The sequence below is a fragment of the Alphaproteobacteria bacterium genome (genome assembly GCA_019635875.1).
GTDB lineage: Bacteria > Pseudomonadota > Alphaproteobacteria > Reyranellales > Reyranellaceae > JAFAZJ01.
Genome location: JAHBYP010000002.1, coordinates 541,494 through 556,450, shown reverse-complemented (window position 1 = coordinate 556,450; position 14,957 = coordinate 541,494). Strand labels below are relative to the sequence as shown.

Annotated in this window: 15 protein-coding genes; 7 read left to right on the top strand and 8 right to left on the bottom strand. The window is 69.1% G+C overall.

Going from position 1 to position 14,957, the window contains the following annotated elements:
* Positions 1-37 precede the first annotated feature (37 nt).
* Together moeB and KF889_08825 are read left to right on the top strand one after the other, a co-directional pair.
* A complete protein-coding gene (gene moeB, locus KF889_08830; protein MBX3499535.1) occupies positions 38-862 on the top strand; it encodes a molybdopterin-synthase adenylyltransferase MoeB in 825 nt (274 codons plus the stop codon).
* A complete protein-coding gene (locus KF889_08825; GenBank protein ID MBX3499534.1) occupies positions 852-1,325 on the top strand; it encodes a DsrE/DsrF/DrsH-like family protein in 474 nt (157 codons plus the stop codon). Before moeB ends, KF889_08825 begins: the two co-directional genes overlap by 11 nt.
* A 45-nt stretch (positions 1,326-1,370) precedes the next feature.
* Here the strand turns inward: KF889_08825 and msrA are convergent, their stop codons facing one another.
* Positions 1,371-2,039, bottom strand: a complete 669-nt coding sequence (msrA, locus tag KF889_08820; GenBank protein ID MBX3499533.1) for a peptide-methionine (S)-S-oxide reductase MsrA — start codon at positions 2,037-2,039, stop codon at positions 1,371-1,373.
* A gap of 82 nt (positions 2,040-2,121) precedes the next feature.
* The gene (locus KF889_08815) at positions 2,122-2,871 is read right to left on the bottom strand and encodes a DUF899 family protein (protein ID MBX3499532.1); all 750 of its coding nucleotides are present in this window, start codon (positions 2,869-2,871) and stop codon (positions 2,122-2,124) included.
* Positions 2,872-2,994: 123 nt separating this feature from the next.
* Here KF889_08815 and KF889_08810 point away from each other — a divergent pair, with 123 nt between their 5' ends.
* Together KF889_08810 and KF889_08805 are read left to right on the top strand one after the other, a co-directional pair.
* Positions 2,995-3,213: a hypothetical protein gene (locus KF889_08810; GenBank protein MBX3499531.1), complete on the top strand. Its 219-nt coding sequence runs from the start codon at positions 2,995-2,997 to the stop codon at positions 3,211-3,213.
* Between the two features lie 77 nt (positions 3,214-3,290).
* The gene (locus tag KF889_08805; GenBank protein MBX3499530.1) at positions 3,291-4,190 is read left to right on the top strand and encodes an amidohydrolase family protein; all 900 of its coding nucleotides are present in this window, start codon (positions 3,291-3,293) and stop codon (positions 4,188-4,190) included.
* Here the strand turns inward: KF889_08805 and KF889_08800 are convergent.
* Together KF889_08800 and KF889_08795 are read right to left on the bottom strand one after the other, a co-directional pair.
* Positions 4,178-4,567 (bottom strand): OB-fold domain-containing protein, encoded by a 390-nt coding sequence (locus KF889_08800; GenBank protein MBX3499529.1) that lies wholly within the window; start codon positions 4,565-4,567, stop codon positions 4,178-4,180. The genes KF889_08805 and KF889_08800 overlap by 13 nt on opposite strands.
* A gap of 2 nt (positions 4,568-4,569) precedes the next feature.
* Entirely contained in the window at positions 4,570-5,703 is a 1,134-nt protein-coding gene (locus tag KF889_08795) for a thiolase family protein (GenBank protein MBX3499528.1), read from the bottom strand.
* 312 nt (positions 5,704-6,015) lie between these two features.
* On the opposite strand from KF889_08795, the gene KF889_08790 reads away from it, so the two are divergent.
* Positions 6,016-7,455 (top strand): 1-acyl-sn-glycerol-3-phosphate acyltransferase, encoded by a 1,440-nt coding sequence (locus tag KF889_08790; GenBank protein ID MBX3499527.1) that lies wholly within the window; start codon positions 6,016-6,018, stop codon positions 7,453-7,455.
* Positions 7,456-7,467: 12 nt separating this feature from the next.
* Entirely contained in the window at positions 7,468-8,394 is a 927-nt protein-coding gene (locus tag KF889_08785; GenBank protein MBX3499526.1) for a YihY/virulence factor BrkB family protein, read from the top strand.
* A gap of 88 nt (positions 8,395-8,482) precedes the next feature.
* Here KF889_08785 and KF889_08780 read toward each other — a convergent pair whose 3' ends face one another.
* Positions 8,483-9,475 carry a D-glycerate dehydrogenase gene (locus KF889_08780; GenBank protein ID MBX3499525.1) on the bottom strand — a complete coding sequence of 331 codons (993 nt, stop codon included), beginning with the start codon at positions 9,473-9,475 and terminating at the stop codon, positions 8,483-8,485.
* Positions 9,476-9,638: 163 nt separating this feature from the next.
* On the opposite strand from KF889_08780, the gene KF889_08775 reads away from it, so the two are divergent.
* The gene (locus tag KF889_08775) at positions 9,639-10,190 is read left to right on the top strand and encodes a hypothetical protein (GenBank protein MBX3499524.1); all 552 of its coding nucleotides are present in this window, start codon (positions 9,639-9,641) and stop codon (positions 10,188-10,190) included.
* Here the strand turns inward: KF889_08775 and KF889_08770 are convergent.
* From KF889_08770 to KF889_08760, 3 genes are all read right to left on the bottom strand, one after another.
* Positions 10,183-10,962, bottom strand: a complete 780-nt coding sequence (locus KF889_08770) for a hypothetical protein (protein ID MBX3499523.1) — start codon at positions 10,960-10,962, stop codon at positions 10,183-10,185. The two genes, KF889_08775 and KF889_08770, sit on opposite strands and share 8 nt — an antisense overlap.
* 24 nt (positions 10,963-10,986) lie before the next feature.
* Positions 10,987-13,242, bottom strand: a complete 2,256-nt coding sequence (locus KF889_08765; protein ID MBX3499522.1) for a polysaccharide biosynthesis tyrosine autokinase — start codon at positions 13,240-13,242, stop codon at positions 10,987-10,989.
* A gap of 193 nt (positions 13,243-13,435) precedes the next feature.
* The gene (locus KF889_08760; GenBank protein MBX3499521.1) at positions 13,436-14,956 is read right to left on the bottom strand and encodes an HlyD family type I secretion periplasmic adaptor subunit; all 1,521 of its coding nucleotides are present in this window, start codon (positions 14,954-14,956) and stop codon (positions 13,436-13,438) included.
* Position 14,957 lies beyond the last annotated feature (1 nt).

The following is a 14,957-nucleotide window of genomic DNA, read 5'->3' as shown; positions in this document are numbered from 1 at the left end:
GCCTGCGGACGGGGTGTGGCGTGCTATAAGCGCCGGCATGGACTTCAGCGAAGCCCAGCTCCAGCGCTACGCGCGCCACATCATCCTGCCGGAGATCGGCGGCATCGGGCAGGCGAAGCTGCGCCAGGCCCGGGTGCTGGTGGTCGGCGCCGGCGGGCTGGGCGCACCCTTGCTGCAATACCTGGGCGCCGCCGGCATCGGCACGCTGGGCGTGATCGATCACGACACGGTCAGCCTGTCGAACCTGCAGCGCCAGGTGATCCACCGCACCGCCGATCTGGGCGTGCGCAAGGTCGACAGTGCCCGCCGGGCGCTGGCCGAGATCAATCCCGAGTGCGAGGTCATCACCATCGCCGAGCGGCTGACCGCCGACAACGCGATGGCGCTGGTCGGCGGCTACGACATCGTCGCCGACGGCTCGGACAATTTCGCCACCCGCTACCTGCTGACCGATGCCTGCTTCCTCGCGCGCCGCACCCTGGTGGCGGCGGCGATCCTGCGCTTCGAGGCGCAGCTCTCGACCTGGAAGGCGCATCTCGGCGCGCCGCATCCCTGCTATCGCTGCCTGTTCTCCGAGCCGCCGCCGCCCGACTCGGTGCCGAGCTGCGCCGCCGCCGGTGTGCTGGGCGCGATGGCCGGCACGATCGGTGCCTGGCAGGCGACCGAGGTGGTGAAGGAGATCCTCGGCGTCGGCCAGTCGCTGTCCGGCACCCTGCTGCTCTACGACGCGCTGGGCGCCTCGGTCGAACGCCTGGAGATCCAGAAGCGCGAGGACTGCCCGCTATGCGGCGCGCATCCGCGGATCACCTCGCTCGACGCCCCGCTCGCGCGGGCCAGCTACGACGAGGTCTATTGTGGCTGACGTTCAACCCGCGCTGTCGATCGTCGCGCTCTCGGGCGACTACGAACGCGTCCACTATGCCTTGGCGATGGCCGCCGCGGCGCGCGCCGTGGGCCGGCCGACCACGCTGTTCTTCACCCAGAAGGCAATCCTGGCGCTGACGCATTCGAAGTCGGGCGAGCCGCTGTGGCGTCGCCTGCCGGCCGACCCTGGCGCATCGTCGGACGGCCGCGCCGGCTTCGCCGACGCGCTCGACGCCGGCATTACGCGCGACGACGCCTACAAGGCGCGCGGCGTCGGCGACTTCGAGACACTGCTCTCGGCCTGCGTCGAGATGGGTGTGCGCATCATCGTCTGCGAGATGGGCCTGCGGGCGCAGACCATCGATCGCGACAGCCTGCGCCAGGACGTGCCGCACGAGATCGCCGGCATCGTCACCCTGCTGGAAGCAACGCCGGCGGGTAGCCAGCTGGTGACGCTGTAGAGCGCGACACTGTCGTCCCCCTCCGGGGAAGGGAGTGTTCCTGCCTTATGCGCTCGCGGTGACCCCCGTGCCGATCGGGCAGGACACGCCGGTGCCGCCCAGGCCGCAATAGCCGTTGGGCACTTTCGCCAGGTATTGCTGGTGATAGTCCTCGGCGTAGTAAAATTCGGGCGCGTCGAGGATCTCAGTCGTGATCGCACCGAAGCCGCGCTGGCCCAACGCAGCCTGGAACAGGCTCTTCGATGCCTCGGCCGCTTCGCGCTGCGCGGCGCTCTCGACATAGATGCCGGAGCGGTATTGGGTGCCGACGTCGTTGCCCTGGCGCATGCCCTGGGTCGGGTCGTGGTTCTCCCAGAACACCTTGAGCATCGCCTCGAAGCTGGTCTTCTTCGGATCCCACCACACCTTCACCACTTCGTTGTGCCCGGTCTGGCCGGAGCAGACTTCCTCGTAGGTGGGATGCGGCGTGTAGCCGGCGGCGTAGCCCACGGCGGTGCTGTAGATGCCGGGCGCCTGCCAGAACTTGCGCTCCGCCCCCCAGAAGCAGCCCATGCCGAATTGCGCCGATTCAAGCCCGGCGGGGAAGGGCGGCCGGATGCGGTTGCCGTTGACGAAGTGAATGTCCGGAATCTCGAAGACATAGCCCGCGCGGCCGCGCAGCGCCTGGTCGGGCGCCGGCATCCTGGCCTTCTTCGACAGCATCGACAGAAACATGAGTGATCTCCCTCGGATCCGCCGGGACAAAGGTGGGCGCGAAGCGGCCCGCCGTCAACGCAGGCGCGCGCAGATGTGAGCGTCAGTAGCGCAGCTTCGGGTCGAAATCGCCGCGGCCCTCCGGCGTCAGGTCGAGCATGTTCCACAGTGGGTCGAGCAGGTCGTTGTGCCGGTACTCCTGCCCGGGCTCCGGCGGCACGTAGAGCAGTTCCGAGCCCCAGAAGTGCCGGATCACGCCGTTCTCGCGCCTGAAGACGTTGAGGATCGGCATGTCCCATTCCTCGCCGGGCTTGAACTCCTGTTGCTCGCGCATCGCCTCGGACAAGGCCGTGGAATCGCCGAAGTAGTCGCGGCCGTAGGTATTGCCACTGGTCGACAGCAGCCTCAGATGCTGCCAGCCGCGCTGGCGCGCCCATTCGAGCAGGCGTGCCAGCGGCGACTTGGCGACCACGACGAAGCTCGCCCGCTGGGTGACGTGGCGGGCGGCGCCATCGAGGGCATCGAGGAAGTGCGTGCAGCCCGCACACGGCGCATCGCGCTCCGGCCCGAACATGAAGCTGTAGACCAGCAGCGCGTCGTGCGGGCCGAAGAGCCGCGAGAGCTTCAAGTCCTCGGGTCGGCCCGCCGCATCGATGCCCTCGAACACGTAGTCCTCGGGAACCCTGCCGCCGGGCGGCAGGGCGCGGCGCTGCGCGGCGACGCGTTCGACCTGCCGGCGCAGGGCCATTTCCTCGGCGAGCAACGCGTTGCGCGCGCGGCGATAGGCCGGGCTCTCGTTGGGGAACTGAAGATGCTGGAGCGCAGTCGACACCGCGGGCGCGGAATGGGCCATGGCGTTGATCCCTGCGGGTCGCTCTCCCCGTCCCACGCCATATCGGGCCGGGCCGCGGTGTCGACAAGGGGAACCACCCCGCCGCGGCCCTCGTTCTGCGACAGGGCCAAAGGAGGTCGAACCATGGCCACGATTCCTGCCGACCGCGAGCTGCGCGAGCACGAGGACAGCTACTTCGTGTTTCGCCGCATCGTCTTCTACGCGCTCATGCACATCGCCTTCACCATCGTCTGCCTGGCGCTGGCCTTCCTGGGCGGCGCGGCAGTGTTCTCCGCCATCCTGTGGATCGGCGGCACGCTCGCGATGCTGGGCATGTATATCGTGCGCACGGCTCGCAGCTGATCGTTTGTCGGGCGCCGCCTGAAGTGGTTGACTGCCCGGCAAGACGGCGCTGACCGTCGTATCCGGGGAGACGTCCGATGCCCCATGGCGCGCCCAACCACCCGCTCGCTACCGAGCAGGCGCCCGCCTGCGCGCCGCCGCGACCCGAGATGCGCGCGCCGCCCTGGGCGGTGCCTTTCGGCGCCTGCTGCTGCCACGCGCATGTCATCGGCGACGGGTACGAGCATCACCTCGTCGCCGGGCGCAGCTACACGCCGCCGCCGGCCACCGAGAAGCAGTACCTGCGCATGCTCGACGGGTTGGGCCTGACGCATGGCGTGCTGGTGCAGATCAGCGTGCACGGCACCGACAACAGCCTGATGGTCGAGGTGCTGCACGACCATCCCAGGCGGCTGCGCGGCGTCGCCGTCTGCGCGCCCGGCGTGCCGGATACCGAGCTGCAGGCGTTGAACGAGGCCGGCGTGCGCGGCCTGCGCTTCAACGTCACGTCGGGCGGCGGCATCGGCTTCGAGGCGCTGGAGACACTGGCAAGCCGCATCGCGCCGATGGGCTGGCACGTGCAGCTGCTGACCACGCCGGAGCGGCTGGTCGAGGTCGCGCCGCGCCTGCCGTCGCTGCCGGTCGATGTCGTGATCGACCATATGGCCTACATCAAGCCGCCCGATGGCGTGGCGAATCCCGCCTATCAGGTCATGCTCGACCTGCTGAAGAACGGGCGCACCTGGGTGAAGATCTCCGGCGCCTATCGCAACAGCCTGCAGGACCACGAGTGGAGCGACACCGACGACGTCGCCACGGGCCTGATCGCGGCGCGGCCCGACCGGCTGGTCTGGGGCACCGACTGGCCGCACACGCACATCACCAAGCCGATGCATCGCACCGGCGAGACGCTGGAGATCCTCGGCCGCTGGATGCCCGACGCCGCACTGCGCAAGCGCGTGCTGGTCGACAATCCGGCGACGCTCTACGGATTCTGATCGACGACGAAGCGCGGCACGACGCGATCGCCGAAGAGCACGAAGCCGACGCGCACGCGGGCGCCGATCGCAAGGTCGGAATCGGCGTGCGCCATCATGCGGAAGCCCTCGTCGAGGTCGACCAGCGCGATGCCGTATGGCGCGTGCTTGCGTAGCGCGTCCGAGGGCGGGCGGTGCACGACTGTGATCGAGAAGATCGTGCCGGTGCCGGCGGCCAGGCGCATCTCCAGCCGGTCGCCGTCGCAGACATCGCAGCGTGCCTTGGGCGGGAACTGCGGCGCGCCGCAATGATCGGCGCAGCAGCGCGAATAGGCGATGCGGCCCTCCTGCACCTGTTGCCAGAAGGCCCGGGCGTGGGGATCGGCACTGACGCTCATGTTCACACCCGTTCCAGGATCATTGCCACATGCGAGGACATCACGCCGCCATCGCCATGCACGTAGGCCGTCGAGGGTGAGCCCGCCTGGCGGTCGCCGGCGCGGCCGCTCAGCTGGCGCTGCGCCTCGACGAGATGCGCCATGCCACCGCCAACGCCGCAATGGCCGAAAGACAGCAGCCCGCCATGCAGGTTCAGCGGCAGGTCGCCGCCGATCTCGAAGCGTCCGGCGCGCGCCGCCTCGCCCGACTGGCCGCGGCCGACGAGGCCGATCTCCTCCAGCAGCATGGCGAGCGTGATGGTGAAGGAATCGTAGACCGCGAGGTGCTGGATGTCCTTCAGGCGCATGTGCGCCTCGGCGAAGGCCGCGTCGGCGGCGCGCTTCGCGCCCATGTCTGCCCAGTCGCGCGCCATCGAGATATGCTGGTGCAGGTGCGCCTGACCCGCGCCACGCACTCTTACGCGGGCCGCGTTCGTGGGATCGCGTGTGATCACCATCGCCACGCCGCCATCGGAGATCGGGCAGCAATCGAGCAGGCGCAGCGGCAGGGCGATCGGCTTTGACGTCATCGCCTGCTCGAAGGTGAAGGGCTCGCGCAGATGCGCCTGCGGATGGCGCGCGGCGTGGCGGCGCATGACCACGGCCAGTGACGCGAGATCCGCCTGCGTCAGCCCGAACTGATGCATGTAGCGCGCCGCCAGCAGGCCGTAATAGGCCGGGATGGTGGCACCATAGGGCACCTCGTAATCGGGGTGGCCGGCCTGCGCCAGGGTCTGGATCGACTGGTCGCGCGTCTGGCCGGTGGCGCGGTTCTCGGCGCCGACGATGAGCACCGCCTTGCAGCGTCCCGAATCGACCAGGATCGAGGCCAGCATGGCCATCGCCACGCCGGTGGCGCCGCCGGCCTGCATGGCATGGGCGTAGGCCGGCCTCAGCCCGAAATGCTCGGCGAAGACGGTGGCCAGCATAATGTGCGGCATGGTGGTGGCATAGCCGCACAGCACGCCGTCGATGTCGCGGCGTTCGATCCCGGCATCGTCCATAGCCAGGCGCGCGGCGTCGGCCATCAGACCCGGCGTCGTGCTGCCGGGATGCTGGCCGAAGCGCGTGGTGCCGACCCCGGCGATATAGGCCATCCGCTCCTCCCTTGCGGCGGCGACCGTATCTGCCTTCCCCCGGGTGGGGCAATCGCCTACGGCCGCTTTGCTTTGGTCTTGCCTTCCCCCTCCGAGGGCGAGGTGATCGCATATGACTTTCCCCCCGTTTTCCCTTCTCCCGCCTTCGCGGGGAGAAGGGAAGAAGGCCATGCGTGATCACCCTGCCCGTTGGCGGGGAGCTGCGCGCCACCTTCCCCGCCAGCGGGGGAAGGCATGAGACTCGCCATACGCGATTGTTCTACCCTCCAGAGAAGGTTGCTACGGGTGCCGAAAGGGGAGGGTGACAGGCGAATGACCGAGCCGGTTTCGGTACCGTTGTGGCTGTTCGTGGCGCTCGTCGTCTTCGCGGCCTGGTCGCTGCTCGACCGCCTGCTGATCCCCTCGGGCCGCTGGTTCCTGCGCCGTCGCGTCAACCGGCTGATCGACAGCGTCAACCGCCGGCTGCGCATCGAGATCAAGCCGTTCCAGCTCACGCGCCGCCAGGTGCTGGTCGACCGCCTGGTCTACGACCCGCTGGTGGTCGCCGCCGCCAACGAGAAGGCCAAGGCCGAGAACATCCCGCGCGAGGCGGCGATGACCGAGGCGCATCGCTACGCCAGCGAGATCGTGCCGGCGTTCAACGCCTACGTCTATTTCCGCGTCGGCTACGCGCTGGCGCGCGCCTTCGCCCGCGCGCTCTACCGCGTGCGGCTGGGCTACGTCGACGACATCGCCCATGCCCAGGTGCCGCAGGACGCCACCATCGTCTTCGTCATGAACCACCGCAGCAACATGGACTACGTGCTGGTGGCCTTCCTCGCCGCCGAGCGCACGGCGCTCAGCTACGCGGTGGGCGAGTGGGCGCGCATCTGGCCGCTGCAGCAGCTGATCCGCTCGATGGGTGCCTATTTCGTGCGCCGCAACTCCAACAACCCGCTCTATCGCCGCGTGCTGGAGCGCTATGTGCACATGGCGACCGAGGCCGGCGTGGCCCAGGCCATGTATCCCGAGGGCGGGCTCACCAGGGACGGCAGGCTGCGGCCGCCGCGTCTGGGCCTGGTCGACTACGCGCTGAAATCCTTCGACCCGCAGGGCGCACGCGACATCGTCTTCGTGCCCGTCGGCATCAACTACGACCGCGTGCTGGAGGACCGTACCCAGCTGCGCGCCGGCGACGCCGAAGCGCCGCGGCTGGGTGCCGGCTTTGCGCTGAAGACCACGCTGCGCTTCGCCGCGCGCAACTTCGGTCAGATGCTGCGCGGGCGCTGGTACAGCTTCGGCTATGCCTGCGTGAATTTCGGCACGCCGATCTCGACGCGCGCCTGGCTGGCGCGCACCGCCGAGCGCTTCGGCGGCGATCTGCGCACGCTCGACAAGGAAAAGCGCTTCGAGGCGGTGGGCGCGCTGGCGGCCGACATCATGGAGGGCATCGGCAGGGTCGTGCCGGTGCTGTCGGTGTCGCTGGTGTCGACTGTGCTGCTCGAGGCGGAGGAGCCGATCGACGAACTGGAACTGAAGGGCCGCTGCGCCGTTCTGCTCGACGATCTGGGTGCCGCCGGCGCCAGGATCTACCTGCCGCGCGGCGATCGGGACTATGCCATCCACGTGGGCTTGCGCATGCTGACCCTGCGCCGGCTGGCGCTTGTCAGCGAGGACGGACTCTACGCCGCGGCGGCGACGGAGCGGCCGCTGCTGGCCTACTACGCCAACGCCATCGCCCATCTGCCGCGCATCGATTCGAAGGCGGCGTGATAGGCTGGCGTCATGTTGTGGCGGCGCACGAAGGATCTGTTTTTCGCGGTCTGCAGGGCGTGCGTCGACAACCGCCTGCTAAAGCTGCTGCTCGACATCCTCCTCGCCACCTATCGCAGCTTCGTCGATAACCGCCTGACTTCGATGGCTGCGGCGATCGCCTTCTACACGATCTTCTCGCTCGGCCCGGTGCTGATCTTCAGCGTCGCCATTGCCGAGCCGGTGGTCGGCCGCCTGATGGCGCAGCAGCACATCCTCGACGCCATCGCCACGGTGATCGGCGCCGAGAACCTCGACATCCTGCGCCGCTTCGCCGACACCAGCCTGTTCCGAGGCCGCGGCTGGGTCGCGGCGGTCGGCCTGGCGTTGCTGCTCTATTCCGGCTCCGCGGTCTTCGTCGAGCTCGACAGCGCGCTCGACCACATCTGGAAGCCGGCCGGCGGCTGGCGGCGCCACCCGGTGATCGCCGAGCTGCGCACGCGCCTGCTGGCGCTGGTGATGATGACGGCGATCGGCGTGCTGTTCCTGGTGGTGCTGCTGGCCGGCCTGCTGCTCAGCGCCTACGCCGACGCGCTGAAGACCTTCCCGATGCTGGGCGAGTGGATCGGCCCCGCGGTGTCGGGCGCCCTGCAGTACGGCGCCGTCGCGGCATTCTTCACCGTGATCTACAAGGCGCTGCCCGACGTTGTCGTGCCCTGGCCCTATGCGCTCTACGGCGCCGCGATCGTCGCCGGGCTGTTCGCCCTGGGCAACTGGGCGATCGTCTACTATTTCAGCGTCACCCACATGGCCAGCGCCTTCGGCGCCGCCGGCGGCGTCGCCGCCGTCATGGTGTGGATCTACTATACCGCGATCATCGTGCTGCTCGGCGCCCAGGTCAGCCGCGCCACCCGCGACGTGCTGGAAGCACGCACCTCGCTGCCGGGGACCGAGGAGTGAGGTCTGTCTGCCTTGCTGGGAGCGCCGGCGTCTCGCCGGCTCTTCCATGAGGCCGGCGGGACGCCGGCGCTCCCAGGAGGAAGCGACCTCAGAACATCGCTGCCAGCACGCGATCCGGCGGCCGGTGGCCGTCGACGAAGGTCTTGATGTTGATGATGACCTTCTCGCCCATCTCGATGCGGCCCTCGAGCGTGGCCGAGCCCATGTGCGGCAGCAGCACGACCTTGTCGAGCTCGACCAGCTTGGGGTTGATCGCCGGCTCGTGCTCGAAGACGTCGAGCCCGGCGCCGGCCAGCTCGCCGGCGCGCAGCATGCGGGTGAGCGCGTTCTCGTCGACCACCTCGCCGCGCGCGGTGTTGACGATGATGGCGCTGGGCCGCATCAGCTTCAGGCGGCGCGCCGAGAGCAGATGATAGGTCGCCGGCGTGTGCGGGCAGTTGATCGAGACGATGTCCATGCGCGCCAGCATCTGGTCGAGGCTTTCCCAGAAGGTCGCCTCGAGCGGCTTCTCGATGTCGGCGTGCAGGCGGCGGCGGTTGTGGTAGTGCACCGCCATGCCGAAGCCGCGGGCGCGGCGCGCCACCGCCTGGCCGATGCGGCCCATGCCGACGATGCCCAGCCGCTTGCCCCAGATGCGCGCGCCCAGCATCGCCGTGGGTGCCCAGCCGGTCCATTTCGCGGCACGCACCAGACGCTCACCCTCGCCGACCCGGCGGGCCACGGCGAGGATCAGCGCCATGGTCATGTCGGCAGTGTCCTCGGTCAGCACGCCCGGCGTATTGGTCACCACCACGCCGCGCTGGCGGGCGGAATCGAGGTCGATGTGATCGACGCCGGTGCCGAAGGAGGCGATCAGCCGCAGCTTGGGCCCGGCCTGCGACAGCACGCGCGAATCGATGCGGTCGGTCACCGTCGGCACCAGCACGTCGGCGGTCTTGACCGCCTCGATCAGCTGGGCCTGCGTCATCGGCTTGTCGTCGGCGTTCAGCCTCGTATCGAACAGTTCCATCATGCGCGTCTCGATCGCATCCGGCAGCTTGCGCGTGACGATGACGAGCGGCTTCTTTGGCGAAACGGCCATGATGGCTCCAGCGACCCCCGAAGGCGGGGCAATAGCAAAGCCCCGCGCAGCTTGTCCAGTTTGGCTCCCGGACGCAGCCGATCCGCAAAAACCATGCCGAATCCGCCTCTTATCCGGGCTTTGACAGGTGGAAGGAAAGCCGGCGCTGCGATATAAGTTGCGGATGAGGCGTAGCGCGCGGTTCAGACGGTCGGGATGGGCTTTGGCCCTGTCGGCGCTATTGGCGATCGCCGGCCTTCCCGCCTTCGCCCAGGCCGTCGCGACGTCGGGCGGCGCCCACCCGCCGCCGCTGCGCAAGGGCACCGGCCTGCCGGTGCCGCGCTTCGCCAGCGTGCGCGCCGAGCAGACCAACGTGCGCACCGGCCCCGGCGTCCGCTATCCCATCGACTGGGAGTTCAAGCGCAGGAGCATGCCGATCGAGATCGTCGGCGAGTACGAGAACTGGCGCAAGATCCGCGACTGGCAGGGCGCCGGCGGCTGGGTGCACCAGAGCCTGCTGACCGGCAGGCGTTACATCATCGTCACGACCGCCAACGCGCCGCTGCGCAAGACGCCCTCGCCCAACGCCGCCATGGTCGCCCGCATGGGCGTCGAGGTCATCGCCCAGGTGAGATCGTGCTCGGGCGATTGGTGCCGGGTGCAGGCCAGCGGCCATATCGGCTGGATCGAGCGCCGCCACGTCTGGGGCGTCTACAGGGGCGAAGTCGTCAATTAGGCAGCGCGACATAGGTGGCGTCGAAGCGCCGCGCCAGCTCCGCATCGTCGACCAGCGCACCGCGCACGGCACCCAGACCGAGGTTCCGCTTGGCGAGCCTGGCCAGCCCGTCAATGTCGGCCCGCGCCATGGCGACGATCGGCGGTCCGGCGGCGCGCTGCGCCTTCGCCGGCAGCGCCTGCCAGTGGCGCAGGGCCAGCTCGACGCGCGCGTCGCGTCGTCTCGGGTCGTAGGGCGCTACCTCGAGGGCGCGCGACAGCGGGCCGATCACCGACGGATCGCCCAGGGTCAGCACCTCGAGGGCTTCGGCCAGTGCCGTCCAGGCCGCGGGATGGGCCGGCGCGCTGCGCACCGCGATCCTGGCGGCATCGACGCTTTGGCGGGCATGGGACTCGATGATCGTGACGTCCGTGGCCCGCCGCGCCTGCCAGAGCCGCAGATCGGCCAGCAGCAGCGCCGAGTCGGCATCCGGCGCCAGGTCGAGCGCGAACTCCAGCCGCTCGGCGGCCTGCGCGATATTGACGGGGTTGAGGCCGCGCTCGCCGGCGACATAACGCTCGACCAGCGGTCGCGCCTGGAGCACGGCGATGGCGGCGAAGAGGTGCGGCAACGCCATGGCGCCCAGCGCCAGGCCGCCGACCACGGCGATGACGCCCAGCGGCAGCGACAATGCGTGGCGCAGATGCTCGGGTCCGGCGCGCCGGCCGCGCCGCGCGCGGCTGTCTGGCCGCACGTCGGAAACCAGCGAGATACGGTTCGTGGGCATCGCCATGACGGACTGCGTCGAAGGTGGCGGCTACTCGCCGTAGTACTTCTTGTAGCCGCGGTAGTAGTACACGCCGCTGTCGGTGTAATCGTACTGGGCGTGGCGCCGCAGGTCGACCTGGGTAAGCACGATGCCCGACAGGCGCGCGCCGGCCTCGTAGACCATCTTCACGCCGGTCGAGGCGATATCGCGCCGCGTCTTCTCCCAGCGCACGACGAAGATCGTCGTATCGGCCTGGCGCACCAGCAGCAGCGCATCGGACACCGCCAGCACCGGCGGCGTGTCGAGCACGACGAGGTCGAAGGCGTCGCCCAGCTGCTGCAGCAGGCGGCGCATGCGCAGCGAGCCCAGGAGGTCGGTGGGCGAGGGCGGACGCTTGCCGGCGAGGATGTAGTACAGGCCGGTGCGCGGCTCGACATGCACCAGCTCCTCGAGGTTGCGCTGGCCCGAGAGGAACTCGGCCAGGCCGGCCTCGTTCTCGACGCCGAGGTTCTTGTGCGCCGAGGGCTGGCGCAGGTCGCAGTCGATCAGCAGCGTGCGCGCGCCCGACGCGGCCGAGGCGGCGGCAAGCGACAGCGAGGTCGTCGTCTTGCCCTCGCCAGGCACCGACGAGGTGACCACGACGGTGCGCTGCGGGTGGTCGGCACTGGACAGCTGGATGCCGGTTCGGATCGTGCGCAAGGCCTCGGAGTAGGCCGAGTTCGGCTTGTCGACGATGTTCATCCACGGCTTGGCGTTGCGCCGCAGGCGGCCGGACTGGAACGGCACCATGCCCAGCGCGGCCACGCCGGTCATCTGCTCGAGCTGGTGGATCGAGCGGAAGCCGGAATCCATCAGCTCGATGACGATGGCCACCGCGACGCCCAGCGCCAGCGAGGCGACGAAGGCCATCAGCACGATCAGGTCCTTGCGCGGCGCCACTGGCCAGTTGGGAGTCTCGGCATCGCTCAGCGGCCGCGCCATCGACTTGCGCTGCTGCTGGCCGGTGAGGCTGACCTCCTGGAAGCGCGACAGCAACGCCTGGTAGTACTGCTTGCGGGTGTCGAGCTCGGTCTGCAGCGTGCGCAGCTGAGCCAGGTTCACGGTCTGGCGCTTGATCTGCTCCTCGAGGCGGGTGACCTCGGTACGCAGCTTGTCGACCGAGATGCGCGTGGCTTCGAGCTCGCGGCGCTGGTTGGCGATGACGCGGCCGCGCTCGGCATTGACGCGGGCCTGCACGGCGCCCAGCTGCTGGCGGGCACTGACCATGGCGGGATGCGTCGGTCCGAGCTGCGCGCCAAGCTCGGCGACGCGCTTCTCGGCGCTGGCCAGCTCGCCCAGCAGCGTGGTGTCGTTGGGCAGCATGCCGTTGTCGGCACGCGCCGACTTCTCGCGCAGTTCCTTCTCGGCCGACAGCAGCTGCGCCTGCAGCTCGATCAGCTGCCTGGTCTGCGTCGAGGCATCGCCGGTGTCGTAGATCTGATTGGCGGCGCGGAACTCGGCCAGCTTGCCCTCGGCCTCGACCACCGCCTTTCGCGCAGTCTCGGTCTGGGTGCTGAGGAAGCGCATCAGCTCCAGCGCATCCTGCTTCTTGTCGGATGTCTGCTGATCCATGTACGTGCGGATCGCCTGGTTCACCGACTGCGCGGCGAGCTGCGGATCGGACGAACGGTAGCGCACGCTCATCACGCGCGAGTACATCGGGATCGCGGTCGACAGCCCGGCGGCCCAGGCGCCGGCGATCTGGTTGTAGAACGGATCCTTCTGGTCCGGCGGCATCGCCTCGAGGCGACGGCGGACCTCTTCGGGCGGCAGGCGCGACGGCGGCGCGGCGCCACCGGCGCCCACCAGCTTCAGGAGCGGCGCGAACAGCGCCTTGAACTTGCCCTGCTGCGGCGGCGCGAGATCGGGGTTGAAAAGCGGGTGCTCGATCAGGTTCAGCGCCCGTACCGAGATGCGCGCGGCGGTCTCGCTCTTCAGCTTGGCCGCCTCGGCCTCCATGTTGACGTCCAGGGGACCGGCGCCCTGGTTGGGGTTGATGATCGAGGTGTCGGTGCTGCCCTCGATCACGATGTCGGCCTGGGCCTGGTAGACCGGGGTCAGCTGGTTGGCGATCAGCCAAGCGATGGTGGTGCCGATCAGCGCCACGCCGCCGATGAGCAGCTTGTGGCGCCGCAGCATGCCCAGGATGTTGCGGACCGATACCGACGGCGAGGGATCGCCCTGCGGCTGCTGTTGCGAAACAGACGGCGGGGCTTCGACGGGAAGGTTGCTGTACGCCGTTTGCAGGCGCGTCACGTTCGCCATGGACTAGGACCACCCTGCGGCCGGGACGTCCGGCGAATCATGCAACAAGAATCACTAAATAACATGTCCTAAACTACTCTAAAACAAAGAAATTTCAAAGCCCTTGTCACTTCATTCCGGATCGTTCGCACCTACAATCTGTGGGGTGTGGCATTCCTGTGACCGCAATTCGTAGCGTGATGATGTCGTGTGATCATCGCTCCTTCAGGGCGCCGCCGACGGTCGAGAACAGCCGGTCGGTGAAGTATCCCATGATCGAGCGGCGGCCTATGTGCAGGTCGACGGTCGCGGTCATGCCGGGGGTCACCCGGTTTCGCTTGGGGTCCTCTCCCAGGTAGTCGCGGTCAATCGAGGCCAGGACGACGAAATAAGGTTGCGTCGTGGCCGCAGCCTGCGGGTTGACGGCCGGGTCCGGCGCGGTGGCGTCGGCGGCGATATGCGTGACCTGGCAGGCCAGCGCGCCGTGGCGGATCCAGTCATAGGTCTGCAGCTTCACGGTGCAGGGTTGGCCGGGTGTGATCAGGCCGATATCGGCGTTGGTGACCCGGATCTCGACCTCGATGCGCCGAGCCTCGCCCGAGGGCACGACGCCGACCACGAGTTCGCCGGGCCGCACCGCCTGGCCGGGGTTGGTCAGCCGCAGGCCGTTGACGATGCCGTCGATCGGCGCACGCAGGACCAGGTTGCGCCTCAGGGCCAGCTGTTGCTCCACGCCGCCCAGCGCACGGTCGCGCTCGGCGCGCGCCTCGCCGAGCCGCTTGAGCGCCGCCGACATCCATTCCCGGTCGACGATGGAACGCCGCCCGGCCGCTTCGGCAAAAGTCTGCTCGGCGCTCTTCAGCTCCTCGCGCGCCGAGGCGAGCTCGCCTTGGGCGATGACGAGGTCGCGCTTGACGCCGAGGTACTGCAGCTCGGGGAAGTATTGCTGGCCGACCAGGCCGCGCAGCGCCGACTCGCGCCGGGCCAGGATCGCCACCGTCTCCTCAAGGGTCTTGATGCGGTTCTGCAGCGACAGGACCCGTGCGCGCGTCTGCTCGATCACCGAATCCGCCGCGGTGCGCCTTGCCTGCAGCTCCGACTGGCGCGCACGCCACAGATTGAGCTGATCGGCGATCACCGCCGGGGCGTCCGACAGTGCCGCCGGGAAGATCGGCGGTGTCGACGGGCTGGCGGTTTCCGCCTCGAGCCGCGCCACCTCGCCGGACAGCGTCAGATAGACCGTGCGCGTCTTGCTGATCTCCTGGTCGACCTGATCGGCGTCCAGCGCCACCAGCTCTTGGCCCTGGCGAACCTGATCGCCATCCTTGACGAAGATGCGCGCCACGCGCCCGCCTTCGGGATGGCTGACGGTCTTGGCCTTGCCGGCGGGCCTGATGACGCCCGGAGCCGTCGCCACCTGATCGATCATCGAGACCGTCATCCACAGGATCGCCGCGGCGATGAAGCCGGCGACGGCATAGATCGTCCAGCTGATGTAGGGCGAATGCCGGCGCTCGGTGATCGCCTCGATATCGGGCAGGAAATCCTCGACCCTGGAGCGCGGCGTGCCGGGCAGGCGGGCCTCGGCGAAGACGCGGGCCAGCGCGTTCTCCGCCGGCTTCGCCGGCGCGGCGGATGCAGCCGAGGGCGCCTGGGACGCCTGGCGCGCGCCGCCATCCGGCTCGTCGCGAGTCGGCCGCCGTGCCCCGTTCGCCAGTCTCGCGCCCTCGACCATC

Bases quoted from the DNA above. Each gene is read 5' to 3' on its own strand.
- moeB (MBX3499535.1), top strand. From the start codon at position 38: ATGGACTTCAGCGAAGCCCAGCTCCAGCGCTACGCGCGCCACATCATC.
- msrA (MBX3499533.1), bottom strand. From the start codon at position 2,039: ATGTTTCTGTCGATGCTGTCGAAGAAGGCCAGGATGCCGGCGCCCGAC.
- KF889_08815 (MBX3499532.1), bottom strand. From the start codon at position 2,871: ATGGCCCATTCCGCGCCCGCGGTGTCGACTGCGCTCCAGCATCTTCAG.
- KF889_08810 (MBX3499531.1), top strand. From the start codon at position 2,995: ATGGCCACGATTCCTGCCGACCGCGAGCTGCGCGAGCACGAGGACAGC.
- KF889_08805 (MBX3499530.1), top strand. From the start codon at position 3,291: ATGCCCCATGGCGCGCCCAACCACCCGCTCGCTACCGAGCAGGCGCCC.
- KF889_08800 (MBX3499529.1), bottom strand. From the start codon at position 4,567: ATGAGCGTCAGTGCCGATCCCCACGCCCGGGCCTTCTGGCAACAGGTG.
- KF889_08795 (MBX3499528.1), bottom strand. From the start codon at position 5,703: ATGGCCTATATCGCCGGGGTCGGCACCACGCGCTTCGGCCAGCATCCC.
- KF889_08790 (MBX3499527.1), top strand. From the start codon at position 6,016: ATGACCGAGCCGGTTTCGGTACCGTTGTGGCTGTTCGTGGCGCTCGTC.
- KF889_08785 (MBX3499526.1), top strand. From the start codon at position 7,468: ATGTTGTGGCGGCGCACGAAGGATCTGTTTTTCGCGGTCTGCAGGGCG.
- KF889_08780 (MBX3499525.1), bottom strand. From the start codon at position 9,475: ATGGCCGTTTCGCCAAAGAAGCCGCTCGTCATCGTCACGCGCAAGCTG.
- KF889_08775 (MBX3499524.1), top strand. From the start codon at position 9,639: ATGAGGCGTAGCGCGCGGTTCAGACGGTCGGGATGGGCTTTGGCCCTG.
- KF889_08770 (MBX3499523.1), bottom strand. From the start codon at position 10,962: ATGGCGATGCCCACGAACCGTATCTCGCTGGTTTCCGACGTGCGGCCA.
- KF889_08765 (MBX3499522.1), bottom strand. From the start codon at position 13,242: ATGGCGAACGTGACGCGCCTGCAAACGGCGTACAGCAACCTTCCCGTC.
- KF889_08760 (MBX3499521.1), bottom strand. From the start codon at position 14,956: ATGGTCGAGGGCGCGAGACTGGCGAACGGGGCACGGCGGCCGACTCGC.